The sequence below is a fragment of the Dyella lutea genome (assembly GCF_024158035.1).
Classification (GTDB): Bacteria; Pseudomonadota; Gammaproteobacteria; order Xanthomonadales; family Rhodanobacteraceae; genus Dyella_A; species Dyella_A lutea.
Genome location: NZ_JAMZEK010000002.1, coordinates 984850 through 1003356 on the forward strand (window position 1 = coordinate 984850; position 18507 = coordinate 1003356).

The window sequence follows — 18507 nt, forward strand, 5'->3', positions numbered from 1 at the left end:
ATATCGACAGCCGCATGACGACTGCCACCTCGCCGCGCGCCATCCGAAGCCCCGCCCTTCGCCGCGCCCTGATCGGTGGCGCGCACCGCGTGATTGCCGGGCGCGACGGACTGAACCGCATCAACGTGTTTCCCGTGGCCGACGGCGATACCGGCAACAACCTGGCCTTCACCATGGGCAGCGTGCTGAGCGGGGCATTGAGCCGCCGCGCCGCGGGTGTGGGCGAGCTGCTGCGCCGGGTCGGCGAGGATGCGGTGGACGGCGGGCGCGGCAACTCCGGTGCGATCCTGGCGCAGTTCCTTACCGGCGTGGCTTCGGATCTGGGTGATCGCATCGCGGTCGCTCCCGCGCGGCTGGCGCAGGCGGTGCAGGCCGGTGCCCGTGCCGCGCGCGAGGCGGTGGCCGAACCGCGCGAGGGGACGATGCTCAGCGTGATCGCTGCCTTTGCCGAATCGCTGGAGGCGAGCGAGGACGTGCGCGATCCTCGTGCGTGGTTCGGTGCCGCGCTGGAGCGGGCGCGGCGCGCGCTGGCGCACACCCCGCAGCAGTTGCCGGTGCTGCTCAAGGCCGGGGTGGTGGATGCCGGCGCGCAGGGTTTCGTGCATCTGCTGGAGGGTATCGACGCCGTGCTGGGCGGGGAGTCCGTAGCGCTCGAAGTGGCGGTGCCGGCGCTGGACCCGGAGCACCTGCATGCCGACGACGCGCTGGCCGACGCCGACCCCGCGCATCGCTGGTGCAGCGAGTGCCTGATCAGCGGCAGCGACCTGCATCCGGCAGCGATGCGCGAAGCGGTCGCGGGGCTGGGCGCGTCGTGCATCGTGGTCGCCGGCTCGACCACGCGGATGCGCCTGCATGCTCACGTCGCCTCGCCACAGGCGCTGTTCGAGGTGGCGGCGCGCTTCGGCCAGGTGGAGTCGACCAAGGCGGACGACATGCAGGCGCAGGCGCGCAGCGCCGCTGGCGCCGGTGCGGTGGCCATTGTCACCGACAGTTCGGCGGACCTGCCCGAGGGGCTGGCCGAGGCATTGCATCTGCACGTGGTGCCGCTGCGGCTCAACTTCGGTGAACAGGATTACCTGGACAAGGTCGGCATGACTCCGGCGCAGTTCTACGCCCGCCTGCGCCAGAGCGACGTGCTGCCGCGAACCAGCCAGCCGGCACCGGGCGATTTCCGGCGGCAGTTCGACTTCCTGCTCGCCCACCATCCGGCCGTGGTCTACATCGGCGTGGCGCGCGCGGTGTCCGGCACCATCCAGTCAGCCGAGACCGCTGCGCAGCGCGGCGATCCGGCACGCACCTTCATCGTCGACAGCGCCAACGCCGCCGGCGGCCAGGCACTGCTCGCCATCGCCGCCGCCGAGGCCGCCCGCGAGGGCGCCGATGCCGCAGCCATCGTGGCCCGGCTGGAGGCCCTGCGTCCGCGCACCCTGACCTGGGCGATGACCCGCGATCTCACGATGCCGGTGCGCGGCGGGCGCCTGCCGGCGTGGAGCAAGACCGTGGTGGAGTTGCTGGGACTGGTGCCGATCGCGCGGGTCAAGCCGGTCGGCAGGCTGGGCGTGGTCGGCGGCCTGTTCGGTCGTAGGCGGCTGGTCGAGCGTTTCGCCGGCTACATCGCCCGGCGCCTGCCGGAGGGCGCGCGCTGGCGACTGATCGTCGGCCACTGCGACGCGGCCGCCGAGGGGGCCGAATTGCTTCAGGCGCTCCGCGAGCGGTTGCCGTGCACCGAATCGTGGCTGGTCGAGACCGGCCCGGCGATCGGCGCTCACGCGGGGCCGGGCACGCTGGTGGTCAGCGTGCAGCCGCTGGAGGGCTGAGCCATGACGGCCATCGTCCAACCGGTGTCGTGGGCTCTCACGCTGGCGCTGATCATGCTGGCCTACCTGCTCGGCTCGCTGTCCGGCAGCCTGCTGCTCGGCCGGCTGCGCGGCGTAGATATCCGCACCCTGGGCAGCGGCAACGCCGGCGGAACCAATGCGTTGCGCACCCAGGGCTGGCGCTTCGCGCTGGGCACGGTGCTGATCGACATCGGCAAAGGGGCACTGGCTGCCTGGCTGGCCGTGCACTGGATGCCCGATTCGACCCGCGCCTGGGCGGTGTACGTGGCGGTGCTGGCCACGGTTGCCGGCCACGTCTGGCCGCTGTTCCATGGCTTCCGTGGCGGCAAGGGGGCCGCGACCCTGGTCGGTGCGCTGGCGGTGGCCTGGCCCGGCGCGCTGCCGGTGCTCCTGGCCGTGTGGCTGCTGTGCCTGCTGTCCACGGGCTATGTCGGGTTGTCCACCATGCTCGCCGCGATCAGCCTGCCGCTGTTCGCGCTGGCGGCCTCGGCCGGGGCGATCCGGCTGGGCTTCGCCATCGCCGTCGCCGCGCTGGTGATCTACACCCACCGCGGCAACCTGGCGCGGCTGCGGGCGGGCACCGAGTCGCGTTTCGAGCGGGTGCGGGTGTTCCGGCGACGGCCGGAGAAGCCCTGAGGCGAGACGTCTCGGGCGTTTGCATGGACCCGGGGCCGGAGGGCGATCAGAGCCGGCGGTGCAGTCGTACCAGCGTCTGGCCTTCGAACTTGCCCGCCGGTGCCGGCGACTGCTGGTAGGCGACGAAACCGTTGCGTTCCAGCACCTGCTGGGAGGCGAGGTTGCTGGCCAGGCAGGTACTCAGCAAGGCCCTGAGACGAAGGTGGGCACTCGCGAACTGCACGGCGAGTGCCGTGGCCGCTGTGGCGACGCCACGATGCTGATACGGCGTGGCGACCCAGTAGTCGAGGTGCGCCCGCCCCACCGTTGCGTCGATGTCGTTGAGGCTCAGGACGCCGCGAAAGGCACCGTCTTCGGTGATCGCGAAGACGGCGGCACGGCCCTCGTCGATCCGGCGCGCGACCGTCGCGTACCACGCGATGGCACCGTGGTCGGGATAGGGCGAAGGCACGTAACTGCTCGCACCGATGGCCGGATCGGAGGCATATCGCTGCACATCGGGAAGGTGCGTTTCGGTGATCGGGGTCAGCTGGAGCATGGGGTAGGCCGTCCATGGTGCGGGCAACGCCGCTGGTTTCCCTTGCTTCATCGCAGCGGTGTGGCGTCGGAGGTTGCGTCGGCAGCCATGCCGACGATCAGGATGGCCGCCAGCGTGGCGGTAACGCTGCGTCACCACAAGCGCACGCGATTGGCGCGCTGGCCAATGCCATTACGCTTGAGGGGATGCAGGGGCGAAGGCACGGGGCAGGGATGACGAAGCAGTTGCGGGTGGCGGTGATCGGCTACGGCAGCGGCGGGCAGGCGACGGCACTGCTGCTTTCGCGCGACGGTCACCGGGTGGAAGTGTTCGAGCGGGTACCGCAGCCGGGGCCGGTCGGCGCCGGTTTCCTGCTGCAGCCGGTGGGGTTGCGCGTGCTGTGGGAACTGGGCCTGCTCGACACCGTGCTGGCGCATGGCCGGCAGATCGGCCGGCTGTTCGGCGAGACCGTGGCCGGGCGAGCAGTGATGGACATGCGCTACGCGGAACTGGATGCGCGCCTGTTCGGCCTCGGCCTGCAGCGCGGCGCGCTGTTCCAGTTGCTCGACGCGGCGTGGCAATCCGGGCGCTGCCTGCATGCCGGGTGCGCGATCGTCGAGATCGATGTCGATGCCGGGCGACTGGTCGATGGCGAGGGCCGGGTTCACGACGGTTTCGATCTGGTGGTGGTCGCCGATGGTTCGGCTTCGTCGTTGCGCGGGCAGATCGCGCAGCCGGTGCTGGACCGGCCGTATTCGTGGGGCGCGCAGTGGTGCCTGGTCGATCAGGCGCAGTGGCCCTGGGTGGATGAATTGCGCCAGCGCTACGTGGCGGCGCGACGCATGGCCGGCATGCTGCCGGTGGGCACGCGGCCGGGCGATCCGGCACCGAAGATGAGCTTCTTCTGGAGTCTGCCGTCGGCGGCGCTGGACGCCGGGGGTGACGCGGAGGAGCCGTGGCGGACTGCGCTGGCGGCCGTGTGGTCCGAAGCGGCCGAGCGGCTGGTTGCGACATCGGTGCCGCAGGGACTGGCAGCCGCGCGCTATCGGGACACCGTGCATCGGCAATGGCATCGCGGCCGTGCCGTGCTGCTGGGCGATGCCGCCCATGCGATGAGTCCGCAGCTCGGGCAAGGCGTCAACATGGCGCTGCTCGATGCGCTGGCCCTGCGCGACAGCCTGCGGCTCGGCGACAGCGTGTCCGAAGCGCTGGGCCGCTACCAGGCCGGGCGCCAGGCACACCTGGGCATCTACCATTTCTGGAGTCGCTGGCTCACGCCGCTGTTCCAGTCCGAACAGCGCCTCGGCCCGACCCTGCGCGACGCGCTGTTCCACCCGCTGTCGCGGATGCCCGGCGGTCGTGGCCAGATGCTGCGCGTGCTGACCGGCACCCGGCGCGGCTGGTGGGGCACGGTGGCGTTGCCGTCCGCGTTCCTGGCGAGGCTGGAGTCGTCGGCAGGCGGTGTTGTCGGCCACTCGCCCGAAGCGACCGGTCCGGGCTGAGTGCGGTCCGTGCCAGGCATTCATGCCTGGCAGGCACGAGTGATGTGACCGCCGGAGGGGTGGGGCTGTGGCGGGACACCCTCTACCCTGTGTCGCATCGGGTCCCGGATGTCCCGGAGCTCCCTCCCGTTCGGAAACATCTCCCATGCCTCTGTCCGCCTTTCCCGAGGCGCCCGTGACGCTTCGTCGCGGCACCCTGTTCGCGATGGCGCTGGCCTGTGGCGCCGCCGTGGCGAACATCTATTACAACCAGCCGATGCTCGGCATGATCGCCGCGCGGTTCCCTGCCGGCGGCGTGGCCGGACTGGTGGCGACCCTGACCCAGGTCGGCTACGCGCTGGGCCTGTTGTTGCTGCTGCCGCTGGGGGACCTGTTCGAGCGTCGGCGGTTGATCGTGGTGCAGTTCGTGGCCGTGGCCATCGCCTCGGCTGGCGCTGCGCTCGCGCCCGGCGCCTGGACCCTGCTGGCCGCCTCGCTGGCGCTGGGGGCGGCATCCACCGTCGCCCAGCAGATCGTGCCGTTCGTGGCGATCCTGGCCGAGCCTTCGCGACGCGGTGCGGCTATCGGTTTCGTGATGAGCGGTCTGCTCACCGGCATCCTGTTCAGTCGTACGCTGGCCGGCTTCGTCGCCGAACATTTCGGCTGGCAGGCGATGTTCGGAGTGGCCGTGCCGATCGCCCTGGCCAGTGCGTTGCTGATGCGCTTGTGCCTGCCGGTGCATCGGGAGGGGCACGCGCTGCGTTACGGTGCGCTGCTGGCCTCGCTGGGCAAGCTGTGGCGGACCGAGCCGGTGCTGCGCCGCGCAGGTTTCACCCAGGGCATGCTGTTCGCCGCGTTCACCGCGTTCTGGACCATCCTGGCGTTGCGTCTGCAGCAGCCGCGCTTCCACCTCGGTCCGGACGTGGCCGGTCTGTTCGGCGCGGTCGGAGCGGTCGGCGTGGCGATGGCGCCACTGGCCGGGCGCATGGCCGACCGGCGCGGCCCCTACGTGGTGATCGCTCTCGGTACGTCGGTGTCGCTGCTGGCGTGGCTGGTGTTCGGGGTGTGGCCGTCGATCGTCGGCATGGTGGTCGGCGTGGTGCTGCTGGATTTCGGCGTGCAGGTGTCGCTGGTCTCGCACCAGCACCTGATCTACGGCCTGCACCCGGAGTACAAGAGCCGGCTCAATACCGTGTTCATGACCACGATGTTCTTCGGCGGCTCGCTCGGCTCGATCGGGGCGGCGTTCGCGTGGCATCACCTCGGCTGGTCCGGCGTCAGCCTGTTCGGCGGTGCGCTGGCACTGGTGGCGCTGGGCTCGCAGTGGCGTGCCCAGCGGCTGGAGCAGCAGCGCGTGGCGACGGTGAGCTGATTCCGGACTTGCGTCCTGCCACCGATGTCGCCACCTCGAGTTTCGGGTGACGGGAGGCAGGCGATATGCGGAGCAGGGCGAGGCTGGGGTCGATGCTGGTCGTGATGCTGCTGGCGGTCTCGTCCGCGGCGGCCGGGCCGGCCGCAAGGCGGGTGCTGTTCGTCGGCAACAGCCTGACCTACGTGAACAATCTGCCGGCCGCGTTCGCGTCGCTGGCGCCTGTCGGTCAGCGGCTGTCGGTCGATGCCTTCGCCCGGCCGGGAGCGCGGTTGCAGGACGACCTCGGCGATCCGGAGCTGGCGCGCCTCCTGGCCAAAGGGAAGTACACCGACGTGGTGTTCCAGGAGCGGGGCGGCATCGCGGTATGCATGCCGCCGACCGCGCACTGCCGGGAGCTGGCTGCGGCCGCGCGGGCCAGTGACGCGCTTGCCCAGGCTGCTCGTGCCGGAGGCGCCCGCGTGTTCTATCTCGGCACCTGGCAGCTGAACCCGCAGGTCGAGCCGTGGCTGGTGCGCGGCGAGCGTCGTATCGCCACGCGGATGCGGGCGCACTACATCCCGATCGGCAGCGACTGGATCGCGTTGCGCTCCGCCCATCCCCGCGCGGACTGGCTGGCAGCTGACGGCGAGCATCCCGGAAAGGCCACCACGGCGCTGCTCGCCGTGCGGACCTGGCAGGCCGTCACCGGGCATGCCGCCGCGCGGGTTCCGTGTGTCGGTGGGCCGCTCTACACGCACTCGCCCAGCGAGCATGGCTTTTTCCGGGTCGATCCGCTGGCCCGGCCGGTCATCTGCCTGGTGCCGGCATCCCTGTTGCCCGCGCTGCGGGGGCGGTCCCGCTAGTGCAGTACCGCAGGCCGGTCGAGCTGGCGCATGGCCGAGAGCGTGAGCACCAGTTCGCGGTAGCTGGCGGCGAGCTGCTCGTACAGCGCAGCGTAGGCGCGACGACTGGCGTCGGCAACGCCCTGGTAGGCGGAGCGGCCGATGTCGATGTAGTAGCCGACACTGACGCGGCGTCGTTCCGCCAGTTGCGGGAACAGCCCGGCGACCAGCAGGCAGCGGTCGCCGACGTCGCGCAGCGAATCGGTGCGTGCCGTGCCGACCAGCTCGAGGGCGGCCAGCCAGTCCAGGCCATGGGTGTGGGAGAGCAGTTGCGCATCGCGCTGGAAACGCAGCAGCACGAAGACCAGATGGCTCTCGTGGGTCTCGTCCAGCGGGTGCCCGGCGTGCCGGGCGGCCTGCTGCACAAGTTCCTGCCAGACCTGCGCCGGCGTGCCGTGGTGGAATGCCTCGATCATGTCGCGTACCCCCTGTTGGTGCTCGACGGCTCGAGCCTACCGCCGGATCGGGGGAATTGCGCGGCAGCCGGCGGGGGCGATTGCTAACAGGTGGCGGAGGCGCGGAACGGGCGGGCTCCGGCGCAGGGTTGCGACGCCGTGGGTGCACGTCGCCGTCCCCTCTGCCGCACGCCCCGCCGGCCGGCGGGGCGTGGATCGGCAAGGCTTACTGCGCGGTGGTGGCCCCGGGTTGGGTCCACAGCTTCGCTTCCACCGGACCGCCGAGCATCTGCTGGCGCACCAGCGGGATCGGCGGGCCGCCGTAGCTGAGGAACTGGTCGTGGAAGGCTTTCAGTGCATCCGGTCCCGGGTGCTTGGCCATCCAGTCCTGGCGCAGCTGCATAATCATCAGCTTGCCCAGCGTGTAGTTGAGATAGGCCGGGTCGTAGGTGCCGCGCGCCGCCTGCTGGCGGGCGCTGCCCGGGTCCTGGAAGGCTTGCTCGCGGAACATCTTCTCCGACTCGGCCATGCTCATGCCGCCGGTGTGCAGGCCGATCGCCGAGAGGTAGCGCACGTCGCGCAGCAGCGCATTGGTGAGCTGGCCGATGTGCACTTCCGGGGTGGCGCCGTCGACGCCCTGGTCGTACATCATCTCCTCGGCGTAGTGCGCCCAGCCCTCGGCATAGGCGTAGCCGACGAACAGCCGGCCGAACATCCATTGCGCCCGGTTGGCGTGCAGGAACTGCAGGAAGTGGCCCGGCCACACCTCGTGCGAGGAGACGAACAGCAGCGCGGCCTTGCCCGGCACGTAGGCGGCCTGGTCGGCCTTGCTCCAGTGCGGGTCGGGCGGGGCGATGTAGTAGACCGACGGCAGGTTCTTCTCGTACGGGCCGGGAATCTCGATGTAGGCGAAGTTCCAGCGGTTGAACGGCGGGGCCTCCTCCACCTTGGCCTGCTCGGTGCCGGGGATCGTGACCAGGTTCTTGTCGACGATGAACTGGCGCAGCCCGGCCAGCTGCTTGCGCGCGCCTTCGACCGCGCCGCCGGTGGGCTTGTCCGCGGCCTCCTTCGCCACGCAGGTAGCCAGCGACTTGCCGGGGGCGAACCGGTCGCAGGCGCTCTTGAGCGCGGCGAGGTTGCGCTTGAGGTCCGACTCGCCGACGGCCTTGAGCTGATCCAGCGGCAGGTCGACCCGCTCGGTGGCCTTGAGCATGGCGGCAAACTTGTCCGCGCCCAGCGCGAAGTCCTGGGTGGCGTGCGGCTTCTGTGCCTTCAGCCAGTCGGCCAGATCCTGTGCGGCCTTGATCGCCGCCGCATTGGCGGTCTTGAAGCGCGCCTGCAGGGCCGGCTCCTTCACGCTGGCGAAGATGCCCGGTACGTCCTTCTTGAAGAATGCCGCGTAGCCGCCGAAGGAATTGATGCCGAGCTCGATGTAGGGAGCCGGCAGCGGCAGCTTCAGGTTCGCCTTCACCTGCGCCAGCGCGGTCGGCAGCGCCTCCTCGTAGCGCACGAAGGCCGCCATGCGGTCGGCCAGCGGCGCATAGGGCCGCGTCACGTACATGCTCGGCGAGAGATGGTCGGTATAGAAGGCCGGGTTGGAATAGGGGAAGCCGGACTGCTCCAGCCAGAACAGCTGGCCGTCGATCACCGCCAGCACGTAGTCGCGATGGAAGCGGCCCTCGGCGTCGAGGCTATCGTCGGTGAAGGTGGCGAACTTGCTGCGCTCGTCGTGCAGCCACGTGGCCATCGCCTTCAGGCCGTTCGCGCTGTAGTCGGGGAGCCTGCCGTCGTACTCGTGCTTGCCGGCGTTGGCGGCGAATACCGGGTCATGGTCGAACATGCCCTGGATGAAGCCGTCCACCGCAGTGGCCAGTTCGGCGTCACGATGGGAGAGCGGCTTGGCGGCTGTGGTGGCCGCCGGCGTCGGCGCGGTGGCCGAATGGGGTGGTGGAGCCTTGTCCTGCGAGCAGCCGACCAGCAGCGTGGCGGCGATGACGGCGGACAGCGTGAGCGTGCGCAACGGTTGCATGGTGACTCTCCCCGGGGTGTGTCTGACGCGCCGACATTAGGCGCTGCCGCCGCAAGGGGCAATCACCGCCGGATGGTGCCTGGCTCATGCGCGACTTGCGGACCGCGCGCGTCGCTGGCATACCGGAGCCTGGGGGGCGGTGCCGCGGCACCGCATGGACAGGATGGGGCGCAAGGGGCGACGAGGATGAAATGGAAGTACGCGGCGATCGCATCGATTGCCTTGGGGCTGGCCGCCTGTGCCACGCATCCGGACAAGCCGGCCGGGCGGGACGTGCGGATCGTGCAGCCGGATCCGGCCGAGCAGGCTGCCGAGGACGCGCAGGTGCAGCGCGTGGTCGAGGGCGTGCGGATGATCCAGCAGGGCCGCATCCAGGCGGCCATCGACGGGCCGTTCGACGAGGTGGCCGGGTATTACGAAAAGAAATACCGGGGACACACCGACACGATCTTCAGCGCCCGTGGCATGCCCGACGCTCTGCTGTATTCCACGGTCGCGGCCAAGGACAAGCACATCATCTCGTCCCGGGTGATCGGCCCGGCCTGGGCGATGGCGTACTGGGGACGTGGCTATGCCTACAACGAGATGGCCCGTTACGACGACGCCATCGTCGAACTGGACAAGGCGCTTGCGCTGGCACCGTTCGACACGCAGTACAACATCGAGATCGGCTTCGCCTACCAGCGCAAGCGTACGTGGGAGGAATCGCTGAAGCACTACGAAGTGGCCGAGCGTTTCGCCAGGCTGACGGCCGACGACAAGAATGTGGCCGACATGACCTGCAAGGCGCTGCGCGGCGAGGGCTACGACCTGGTCGAGCTGCACCGTTACCCCGAGGCCCGCGCGGCCTACCGGAAGTGCCTGGTGCTGATTCCGGGCGAGCCGAGGTCGCTCGGCGAACTGAAATACATCGATCGCGTGGCAGGGCCGGAAGCGACTCCGTGAGGCGACTGCATAAGCCGGATCCCGATCACCAGAAATAGAGCTGCAGCGATTCCTCGCGTGGCCGCGGCGGAATCGCGCCGAGCAGCTCGCGGTGGTCAGGGAAATTGCGCGCACTGCGCTCGATCAGGTTGTCGATCGCGGCGAGGCTTTGGGGTGCGTCGCCGGACGCATGCGAGCCGACATCATCGGGGAACAGGCCCATGCCGGCGAGTAGGCTGTACCAGGACATCACCGGATAGCCCTGGCCGAAGGCACCGCTGCGGATGCCATCGACGATCGGCCGGCGGGCCAGCCAGGTCCTGAGCAGGCGCACCAGCGGCTCGGACAGGTGGGTGTTGGCGGCGTTGGCGCGCCAGTAGTCGGTGTCGGTGCGGGTGTTGGTCTTGTAGTGCGCCACGATGTAGTCGCGGGTACCGTCGAACTGCGCGTTGACCGCGGTGTTGAACGCGGCCTGTGCCGATTCGCCCAGATCGCCCCGTTCCAGCGCCACCACGAACAGGCTGGCGGTACGCTGCACCAGCATCAGCGCGGTGGCCTCCAGCGGCTCGATGAACCCCTGCGCCAGTCCGACGGCGAGGCAGTTGCGATGCCAGTGGCGATCGACCCGGCCCGTGCGCATGCGCAGGTGGCGGGCCGGCACGTCGACATCGAGCAGACCCAGGTGCTGGCGCAGCTCGGTCTCGGCCTGCTCGGGCGTGCAATGCGCGGTGCTGTAGACGTAGCCGTTGCCGTAGCGGGCCGTGAGTGGGATTTTCCAGGCCCAGCCGTGGCGCAGGGCGGTGGAGATCGTCTGCGAGATGATCGGGCCTTCCAGTGGCGTAGGCATCGCCACGGCGGCATCGTTGAACAGCGCATCGGCGTACGAGGTGTACGGCGTTTTCAACGTCTTCTCGATCAGCAGGCCGCTGAAGCCGGTGCAGTCCACGAAGAAGTCGGCCTCGAAGCGTTCGCCGCTTTCCAGTTGAAGGGCCGCGATGTCGCCCCGCTCGTCGCACTGCACCGCGCCCACATGGCGGGGCAGGTGGTGGATGCCGCGCTCGAGCGCCTTGCGCTGCAGGAACTGGCCCAGCTTCACCGAATCGAAGTGGTAGCCGTACCACACGTCGAACGGGAACTCGTGGCGTGGCCGCGGTGCCTTGCACTCGCGGGCGAGCCGGGCGGCGATGAAATAGCGGTCCGGATGCGCGTGGACGTCCTCACGGTCCAGCCGGCGATGCACGTTGTCGACGAACTGGGTCATCGTCAGGTTGTCGAGCATCGAGGCGAAGGCGTGGAAATAGCGCTCGAAGCCCGGCCGCGTCGACCAGCCGTCGAAGGTGATGCCGGCCTTGTAGGTGGCGTCGCAAGCCGGCATCCATTCCGACTCCTCGATGCCGATCTCCTCGAAGAAGCCGCGCATCCAGGGCGTCGAGCCCTCGCCGACACCGATCGCGCCGACCTGTGGCGACTCCAGCACGGTCACCCTGATGCGTTCGCCATAGCCGGAGTTCACCAGCAGCAGGGCGGTCATCCAGCCGGCGGTGCCGCCGCCGACCACGGCGATGTGGCGCACCGGTGGTTCGGCCAGGTGGGTGCGGTGGCTGGTCGGCTGGTGGCGGTAGACGGTTGCGGTATCGGACATGTCGATGCTGGTTCGGAAGTGGGGAGAGCCGCCTGCCCGACCGGCAAACCGTACGGGGCCGGGTGCCGGGAAAACCTGCCTGCAGGAAATCCTGGTGCTATCCTGAGCCGGCCAGTTGAACAAATCGTCGCTGGCCGATGGCTCCCATCCCGGCCCGATCCACGTGCAACCGGCGCCCCTGACTCAAGGAGGTCGTCATGCAACTCGCTCTCCCCATCGCCCTGGCGGGATGCCTGGCAATCGGCAACGCGGCGGTACACGCCGAAAGCCAATCATTGAACAGTTTCCCCAATCACGTCCTGCCCGTGCTGGTGCGGGTGGATTCCCATGGCAAGGTAACCGATGTCTCCCCTGCGGTGGAGCTGACCCCGCACTACGAACGCCTGTTGCGCGCAACGCTCGACGAGATGATCACCCGGCCGGCGTCCGACCACGGCAAGCCGGTGGCCAGCCAGTTCGTCATCAAGCTTGGCCTGCAGGCCAGGCCGCGGAGCGATGGCAGGTACGACGCGAGCTTCTTCTACGTGGCTGCCCAGCCGGTCCCCGCCGGCCGGTGGATCTGGCAGCACGAGGATGGCGATCGTCTGGCACTGGTGAATAGCGAAATGATCCGCAACCGGTTCAAGCATCGCTGGACCAACAACGGCTGGTTCGCGCCGCCGCCGGGCCTGTCAGCGCCGCGCAACCCGCCGCCGACGCCCAGGGCGAACTGCACGTCTGCGGGGCACAGCGGCAAGCCCTGATCGCTCCGCTGGCGCGGACGCCTGGAAAGCGGCAGCTTCGGCTGCCGCTTTTCGTTTGGGTGCCGTCGGAGTGACGCACGGGTCGGGGCTTGCCTCCGCCCATGGCTCCGCGATGTCTTCGCGGCCTTAGTCGCGGTCCGGCGCGCCGAGCGGGAAGTACTGGCGATAGGGGCGCGCTTCGTCCACTGCACGGATCATCGACGGTCGGGCCAGCAGGCGGGCGCGATAGGCGCGGACGTTGGCGCAGGCGGCTGGGATCGGATGCGTCCAGTCTGCATAGAACAGGAACGGCGCGGCACCGCAGTCGGCGAGGCTGAAGGCGTCCCCTGCTGCCCAGGTACGCCCGGCCATGCGCTGCTCCAGCCAGCGGTAGCTGGTATCGAGCATCGCGCGCGCTTCCTCCACTCCGTGCCCGTCGCGGCGGTCGGTCGGGCGCAACTGGTCGAACACGATCTTCTGCTGCGGCGTGGACATGTAGTTGTCGAAGAATCGGTCCAGCTGCCGTACCTCCAGTGCCATGTCAGGATCGTCCGGTATCAGGTGCGGGCGGTCCGGGTGACGCTGCTGCAGGTACTCGATGATGCAGGTGGACTCGATCACGGTGCGTTCGCCGTCCTGCAGCAGCGGGAACCGCTTCATCGGCCAGAGCCGGGCGAGCTCGTCCATCGCGCCGGGGGATTCGAGGTGGCGGTACTCGAACGGCGCGTCGAGTTCGTACAGGGCGACCAGCACTTTCTGGCAGTAGGACGAGAACGGATGGGCGTACAAGCGGGGCGGGGGCATGGGAAGCTCCGGGCGGGATGTCTGTGTCGACGACGCCTGGCCCGGGCGCAAATCGACAGTGCGGCGGATTCGGGCCAGGCGCTCGCCTGGGCATGACAGAATCCGCGGGGTGGCCGCCCGCGCTGCGCCATCGCATCGCCACCAAAGGAAGCCATACTTCGGCTGTATCCAGGGAGAGGTTCTCATGTCACGTCCGTCGATCACGCATCGTCGCTCCATCCTGTCGCCCGTGCGTCTGCTGGCGCCCCTGCTGGGTGTCCTGCTGGTTGCCTGCAGCGGCCATCCGCAGGGCGACCAGCCCGTGCTGCAGAGCGCGCCGGCACCGGCAGCGAGTGCGGGGAAGAGCCATTCCAGCCATTTCCGGCTGTCGTCGGCGAGCGCCTCGGTGAAAGATGGCCGCAGCCAGCTCGACCTGGTGTTCGACACCCGGCTGGCGGCGGCGCAGAGCTTCGACCAACTGGTTGCGGTGAATGGCCCGTCCGGAGAGACCGTCAGCGGCAGCTGGAGCCTGGGCAGTGACGGCACCACGCTCAGCTTTCCGTTCGTCAATCCGGACCGCCGCTATTCCGTCGAGGTAAAGCCCGGCCTGCTGGCCGCGGATGGGCGCTCGCTGGGCGAGACGGTTCACAAGGACATCTATTCCGGCAATCTGCCGGGGGCGGTCGGATTCGCATCCCACGGCAGCGTGCTGCCGGCGCGCGGTACGCGCGGGCTGCCGCTGGTGTCGGTGAACGTGCATGACGCTGACATCGAATTCTTCCGGGTCCATGACGACGAGTTGTCGGACCTGTTCTGTGCCTACCCGCGCAATGGTCACCGCGACAGCTACGAGCTGGACCACGACCCCTACTGGTACGACACCTGCAGCAAGGACAAGCGGGCCAAGCGGTCGATCACTGACATGGCCGACTCGGTCTATGCCAACCATTACACGCTGAAGGGCGCGCCGAACGAGCGCACGGTCACCTACATCCCGGTGCAGGACGTGCCCGAGCTGTCGCAGCCGGGCGTCTACATGGCCGTGGTGAAGGCCGGCGGCACCTTCCGCGGCGGTTACGACACCGCGGTGTTCTTCGTCAGCGACCTGGGCCTGCACCTGCGTGTCTACAAGGACAATGTTCTGCTGCACGTCGCCTCGTTGCGCGACGGTACGCCGGTGGCCGGCGTCGACGTCACGGTGCAGGACGCTTCTGGCCACACCACGCTGAAGGCCACCACCGACGACGGCGGCAACGCGCTGATGGCCTACCGGGTACGCCCGGCCGACGTGCTGGTGGCGCGGCACGGCAAGGATGTCTCGGTGCTGCCGTTCAACCGTCCCGCGCTGGACGTGTCCAACTTCGACATCACCGGGCGCAAGCAGGCGCCGTTCGAGGTGTACGCGTGGTCGGGGCGAGATCTCTACCGCCCCGGCGAGACGTTGCACGCCTCGGCGTTGTTGCGCGATGCGGACGGCAAGCCGATGAAGGCGCAGTCGCTGTTCGTGCGCGTACGCCAGCCTGATGGGCGCACGCTGGCCGATACCCGGCTGGAGCCCAAGGCACTCAACTACTACGACCTCAGCGAGGCGATCCCGGCCGATGCCGCCACCGGGCTGTGGCAACTGGAGTTCCGCCTCGACCCGGCCAGCAAGGAGTCGGTGCAGGCGTTCCCGTTCCATGTGGAGGAGTTCCTGCCCGAGCGCCTGAAGGTGACGCTGGACAGCCCGCAGGCGCGGCTGGCGCCGGACGAGCCGCTGCAGCTGAAAGTGGCCTCGAGCTACCTGTACGGTGCGCCGGCCGCCGGCAACCGCTTTACCGCCAAGCTGCTGGTGTCGCCGGAAGTGCACCCGGTCGCCAGCATGAAGGACACCTTCTTCGGCGATCCCACGGTGGACCTGCCCAAGTCGGCGGATGACGTCGTCGACACCAAGCTCGATACCCAGGGCGCACTGGACCAGGATGTGCCACTTCCCGACGACGTGAAGCCGGTCGCGCCGCTGGCGGTGACGTTGTCCGGCAGCGTTTACGAGACCGGCGGCCGCGCCGTCACCCGCCTGCTCAAGCGCACCTACTGGCCGGCGGACCGCCTGGTCGGCGTGCGGCCGGAGTTCGATCCGAAGCAGGGCGCGGAGAGCGAGGCGCCAGCGGGTTTCGAGATCGTCCGCGTCAACGCCGAGGGGCAGCGCATCGCCGGTCACCATCTGAAGGTGCGACTGCAGCGCGAGCTGCGCGACTTCTACTGGCTGTACGAGCGCAACGGCGGCTGGAAGGCCGACGCCAATGCCAGCCTGCAGCTGGTCGACGAAAAGGACGTCGACGTCGGCGCCAGCGGCACCACCCGCGTCGAGTTTCCGGTGCAGTGGGGCAGCTACCGTGTCGAGGTGTACGACCCGGACACGAAGCTGACCACGGTGTTCCCGTTCTTCGCCGGCTACAGCTGGGATGACGAGAACCTGGGCAAGGAGGCGCGTCCGGACAAGGTGAAGCTGGCGCTGGACAAGGCACGCTATCGCGCCGGCGACACCATGAAGGTCACCGTCACGCCGCCGCATGACGGCCCCGGCGTGCTGATGGTCGAGTCCGATCACCTGCTGTACCTGAAGGACATCGATGCCAAGGCCGGATCGACCTTCTCGATCCCCGTCACCAAGGACTGGGAGCGCCACGACGTGTACGTGGTCGCGCTGGTGTTCCGCGGCGGCGAGGCCACCGAGCGCACCACACCCGCGCGCGCGATGGGCGTGGAATACGTGACGATGGACCGCAACGACCGGCGCATCCCGCTCACGCTCAAGGCGCCCTCGCTGATGCGTCCGGGCAACCCGCTGGACGTGACGGTGCAGGCCACCGGTCTGGCCGGCAAGGAGGGCTACGTCACCCTGTCGGCAGTCGACCAGGGCGTCATCAACATCACCGACTACCCGGTACCCGACGCCTGGTCATGGATGTTCGCCAAGCGCGCGCTGGCGACCGAGGCATACGACCTTTACAGCCGCCTGATCGAGGCGATGGACGGCGACACCGGGCGCCTGCGCTACGGCGGCGACATGAGCGGACCGGCGCTGCCGAAGGCCGCGCGCATCAACCCCAAGGTGAAGATCGTCGACCTGTTCGCCGGCCCCGTGGCGTTCGACGCGCAGGGGCGGGCGCAGCTGCATGTGGACGTCCCCGATTTCAACGGCAGCCTGCGGCTGAGCGCGCTGGCCTTCACCGCCGACCGTTTCGGCAACGCCGATGGCGCGATCACCGTGCGGGCACCGCTGGTGGTCGAGCCCAGCACGCCGCGCGTGATGGCGGCCGGGGACAAGGCGGTGGTCAGCCTCGACCTGAAGAACCTCTCGGGCAAGGACGGCACCGCCCGGGTCAAGGTCACCACCACCGGGCCGGTGCGGCTGGAGCACGGTGAGCAGAGCGTGCCGTTGAAGGACGGCGCCGGCACCACGCTCACGCTGCCGGTGACGGCCTTGCCCGGCGCCGCGGTGGCCGGCGTCGACATCCACGCCCAGCTCAACGACTACCAGGTCGATCGCCACTTCGAATTCGCCGTGCGTCCGGCCTGGCCGGAGGTGCTGCGCACCCGGCCGATGGCGCTGGAGGGCGGCAAGGCGGTCACGCTGGGCAGCGAACAGCTCGCCGGGCTGATTCCGGCCACGGTGCATGCGCGGCTGAGCCTGAGCACGTTGCCGCCGCTACCCTATGGCTCGGCGCTGCGTGACATCCTCAGGTACCCGTATGGCTGTATCGAGCAGACCACCAGCAAGGGCTATGCGGCGCTGATCCTGGATGGCGACACGGCGAAGGCGCTGGGGCTGCCACCGATGGCGCCAGCCACGCGTCAGGCCGCGGTGGAAGGGGCGCTGTCGCGTATCGCCTCGTTCCAGGCCGCGAACGGGCACTTCAGTTTCTGGGGCGGCACCAGCCCGATCATGACCTTCACCACGCCGTATGTGGTGGACTTCATGCTCGATGCCCGCGATGCCGGTTTTGCCGTACCCCAGGACGTGCTGCAGAAAGCGCTGCAGCGGCTCAGCGACGACCTGCTGGCCGGCGGCCACCCTTACTACGGCTACGAGCACCACGACCACATGCGCATTGCCGACGAGGCCTATTCCGGCTTCGTGCTGGCCCGCGTGAACCGCGCGCCGCTGGGCACGCTGCGGGCGATCTTCGACAACGAGCGAAGCAAGCTGGTCGGTCCGCTGCCGCTGGTCCACTTCGGCATCGCATTCAAGTTGATGGGCGACAACGAGCGCGCGCAGAAGGCGATCGCCGAGGCCTTCGCCTGGAACAAGGAGCGCCCGTGGTACGTCGGCGACTACGGCTCGGACCTGCGCGATCTCGCCCTGATGGTGGCGCTCACCCACACCTACGGCCTGAACAAGCCGGAATACGACGCCAAGCTGATCGACTGGGCGCGCAACGTCGACACCTACGTGCGCGGCCGCAAACAGGAGGACCCGCTGTTCTTCTGGTCCTGGTCCTACCTGAGCACCCAGGAGCAGGTGGCGATCGCCCGTGTGGCCAAGGCCTTCGGTGCCGCCGGTTCGGCGCCGCTGGCCGCCTCGATCACCGTCGGCGGCAAGACCGAGCAGGCGCCGGAGGCGCGCGTGTGGACGCGCGACCTCGACGCGGCCGAGCTGGCCTCGGGGGTGCGCCTGCAGCCGACCGGCGACGCCACCGTGTTCGCGACGCTGGACACGGCCGGCATCACCAAGGCGCCGCCGCCGCCCGACGACAGCCAGGTCGACGTGCGCCGCAGCTACTTCACCACCGACGGCAAGCCGTGGAACGGCGACACGCTGAAGGAGGGCGACACGCTGATCGTCGAGCTGACCATCGAGGCGCGCACTTACATGCCTGACGCGATGGTCACCGACCTGCTGCCCGGCGGCCTTGAAGTGGAGAACCTCAACCTCAGCGGTGCCCAGCAGTGGGCCGGTGTGGTCATCGACGGTATCGACCTGCAGCAGCACGACTCGGCCGCCCAGGTGCAGCACGAGGAGTACCGCGACGACCGCTACGCCGCTGCGCTGAAGCTCGACCGCGGCGACGCGGCCCACGTGTTCTACCTGGTGCGCGCCGTGACGCCGGGTACCTACACCGTACCGCCGCCGCAGGTGGAGGACATGTACCGACCGGCGATCCGCGGCATCGGCAAGTTCGACCCGACACAGATCAAGGTGGTGGAGCCCTGACGCTGGCGTTGTAGGAGTGCACCCTGTGCGCGACGGTTCCTGAAACAAAAAAACCGTCGCGCACAGGGTGCGCTCCTACGGGCCAAGCGG

At 69.2% G+C, this 18507-nt stretch carries 13 protein-coding genes; 8 read left to right on the plus strand and 5 right to left on the minus strand.

Going from position 1 to position 18507, the window contains the following annotated elements:
• Positions 1–14 precede the first annotated feature (14 nt).
• Together NC595_RS11880 and plsY are read left to right on the plus strand one after the other, a co-directional pair.
• Positions 15–1817 (plus strand): DegV family protein, encoded by a 1803-nt coding sequence (locus NC595_RS11880; RefSeq protein WP_253566691.1) that lies wholly within the window; start codon positions 15–17, stop codon positions 1815–1817.
• Between the two features lie 3 nt (positions 1818–1820).
• Positions 1821–2474, plus strand: a complete 654-nt coding sequence (gene plsY / locus NC595_RS11885; RefSeq protein WP_253566692.1) for a glycerol-3-phosphate 1-O-acyltransferase PlsY — start codon at positions 1821–1823, stop codon at positions 2472–2474.
• A 46-nt stretch (positions 2475–2520) separates the two neighbouring features.
• Here the strand turns inward: plsY and NC595_RS11890 are convergent, their stop codons facing one another.
• Positions 2521–3012, minus strand: a complete 492-nt coding sequence (locus NC595_RS11890; RefSeq protein ID WP_253566693.1) for a GNAT family N-acetyltransferase — start codon at positions 3010–3012, stop codon at positions 2521–2523.
• Positions 3013–3224: 212 nt separating this feature from the next.
• Here NC595_RS11890 and NC595_RS11895 point away from each other — a divergent pair, with 212 nt between their 5' ends.
• The 3 genes from NC595_RS11895 (at position 3225) to NC595_RS11905 (ending at position 6686) form a co-directional block, all read left to right on the plus strand.
• Positions 3225–4493, plus strand: a complete 1269-nt coding sequence (locus NC595_RS11895) for an FAD-dependent oxidoreductase (protein WP_253566694.1) — start codon at positions 3225–3227, stop codon at positions 4491–4493.
• A 145-nt stretch (positions 4494–4638) separates the two neighbouring features.
• Positions 4639–5844, plus strand: coding sequence for an MFS transporter (locus NC595_RS11900; protein WP_253566695.1), 1206 nt, complete (start codon positions 4639–4641; stop codon positions 5842–5844).
• Between the two features lie 92 nt (positions 5845–5936).
• On the plus strand, positions 5937–6686 hold the full coding sequence (locus NC595_RS11905; RefSeq protein WP_253566696.1) for a hypothetical protein: 750 nt from the start codon (positions 5937–5939) through the stop codon (positions 6684–6686).
• On the opposite strand, the gene NC595_RS11910 is transcribed toward NC595_RS11905, so the two are convergent.
• Together NC595_RS11910 and NC595_RS11915 are read right to left on the minus strand one after the other, a co-directional pair.
• A complete protein-coding gene (locus NC595_RS11910; RefSeq protein ID WP_253566697.1) occupies positions 6683–7141 on the minus strand; it encodes a hypothetical protein in 459 nt (152 codons plus the stop codon). The two genes, NC595_RS11905 and NC595_RS11910, sit on opposite strands and share 4 nt — an antisense overlap.
• Positions 7142–7346: 205 nt before the next feature.
• On the minus strand, positions 7347–9149 hold the full coding sequence (locus tag NC595_RS11915; protein ID WP_253566699.1) for a DUF885 domain-containing protein: 1803 nt from the start codon (positions 9147–9149) through the stop codon (positions 7347–7349).
• 186 nt (positions 9150–9335) lie between these two features.
• Between NC595_RS11915 and NC595_RS11920 the strand changes: the two genes are divergently transcribed.
• Positions 9336–10094: a tetratricopeptide repeat protein gene (locus tag NC595_RS11920; RefSeq protein WP_253566701.1), complete on the plus strand. Its 759-nt coding sequence runs from the start codon at positions 9336–9338 to the stop codon at positions 10092–10094.
• Positions 10095–10119: 25 nt separating this feature from the next.
• Here NC595_RS11920 and NC595_RS11925 read toward each other — a convergent pair whose 3' ends face one another.
• On the minus strand, positions 10120–11715 hold the full coding sequence (locus NC595_RS11925) for a tryptophan halogenase family protein (protein ID WP_253566703.1): 1596 nt from the start codon (positions 11713–11715) through the stop codon (positions 10120–10122).
• 197 nt (positions 11716–11912) lie between these two features.
• On the opposite strand from NC595_RS11925, the gene NC595_RS11930 reads away from it, so the two are divergent.
• Positions 11913–12458: a hypothetical protein gene (locus NC595_RS11930; protein WP_253566705.1), complete on the plus strand. Its 546-nt coding sequence runs from the start codon at positions 11913–11915 to the stop codon at positions 12456–12458.
• A gap of 126 nt (positions 12459–12584) precedes the next feature.
• Here the strand turns inward: NC595_RS11930 and NC595_RS11935 are convergent, their stop codons facing one another.
• Entirely contained in the window at positions 12585–13241 is a 657-nt protein-coding gene (locus NC595_RS11935; RefSeq protein ID WP_253566706.1) for a glutathione S-transferase family protein, read from the minus strand.
• Between the two features lie 184 nt (positions 13242–13425).
• Here NC595_RS11935 and NC595_RS11940 point away from each other — a divergent pair, with 184 nt between their 5' ends.
• Positions 13426–18417 carry an alpha-2-macroglobulin family protein gene (locus NC595_RS11940; protein ID WP_253566708.1) on the plus strand — a complete coding sequence of 1664 codons (4992 nt, stop codon included), beginning with the start codon at positions 13426–13428 and terminating at the stop codon, positions 18415–18417.
• The last annotated feature ends 90 nt before the right edge of the window (positions 18418–18507 follow it).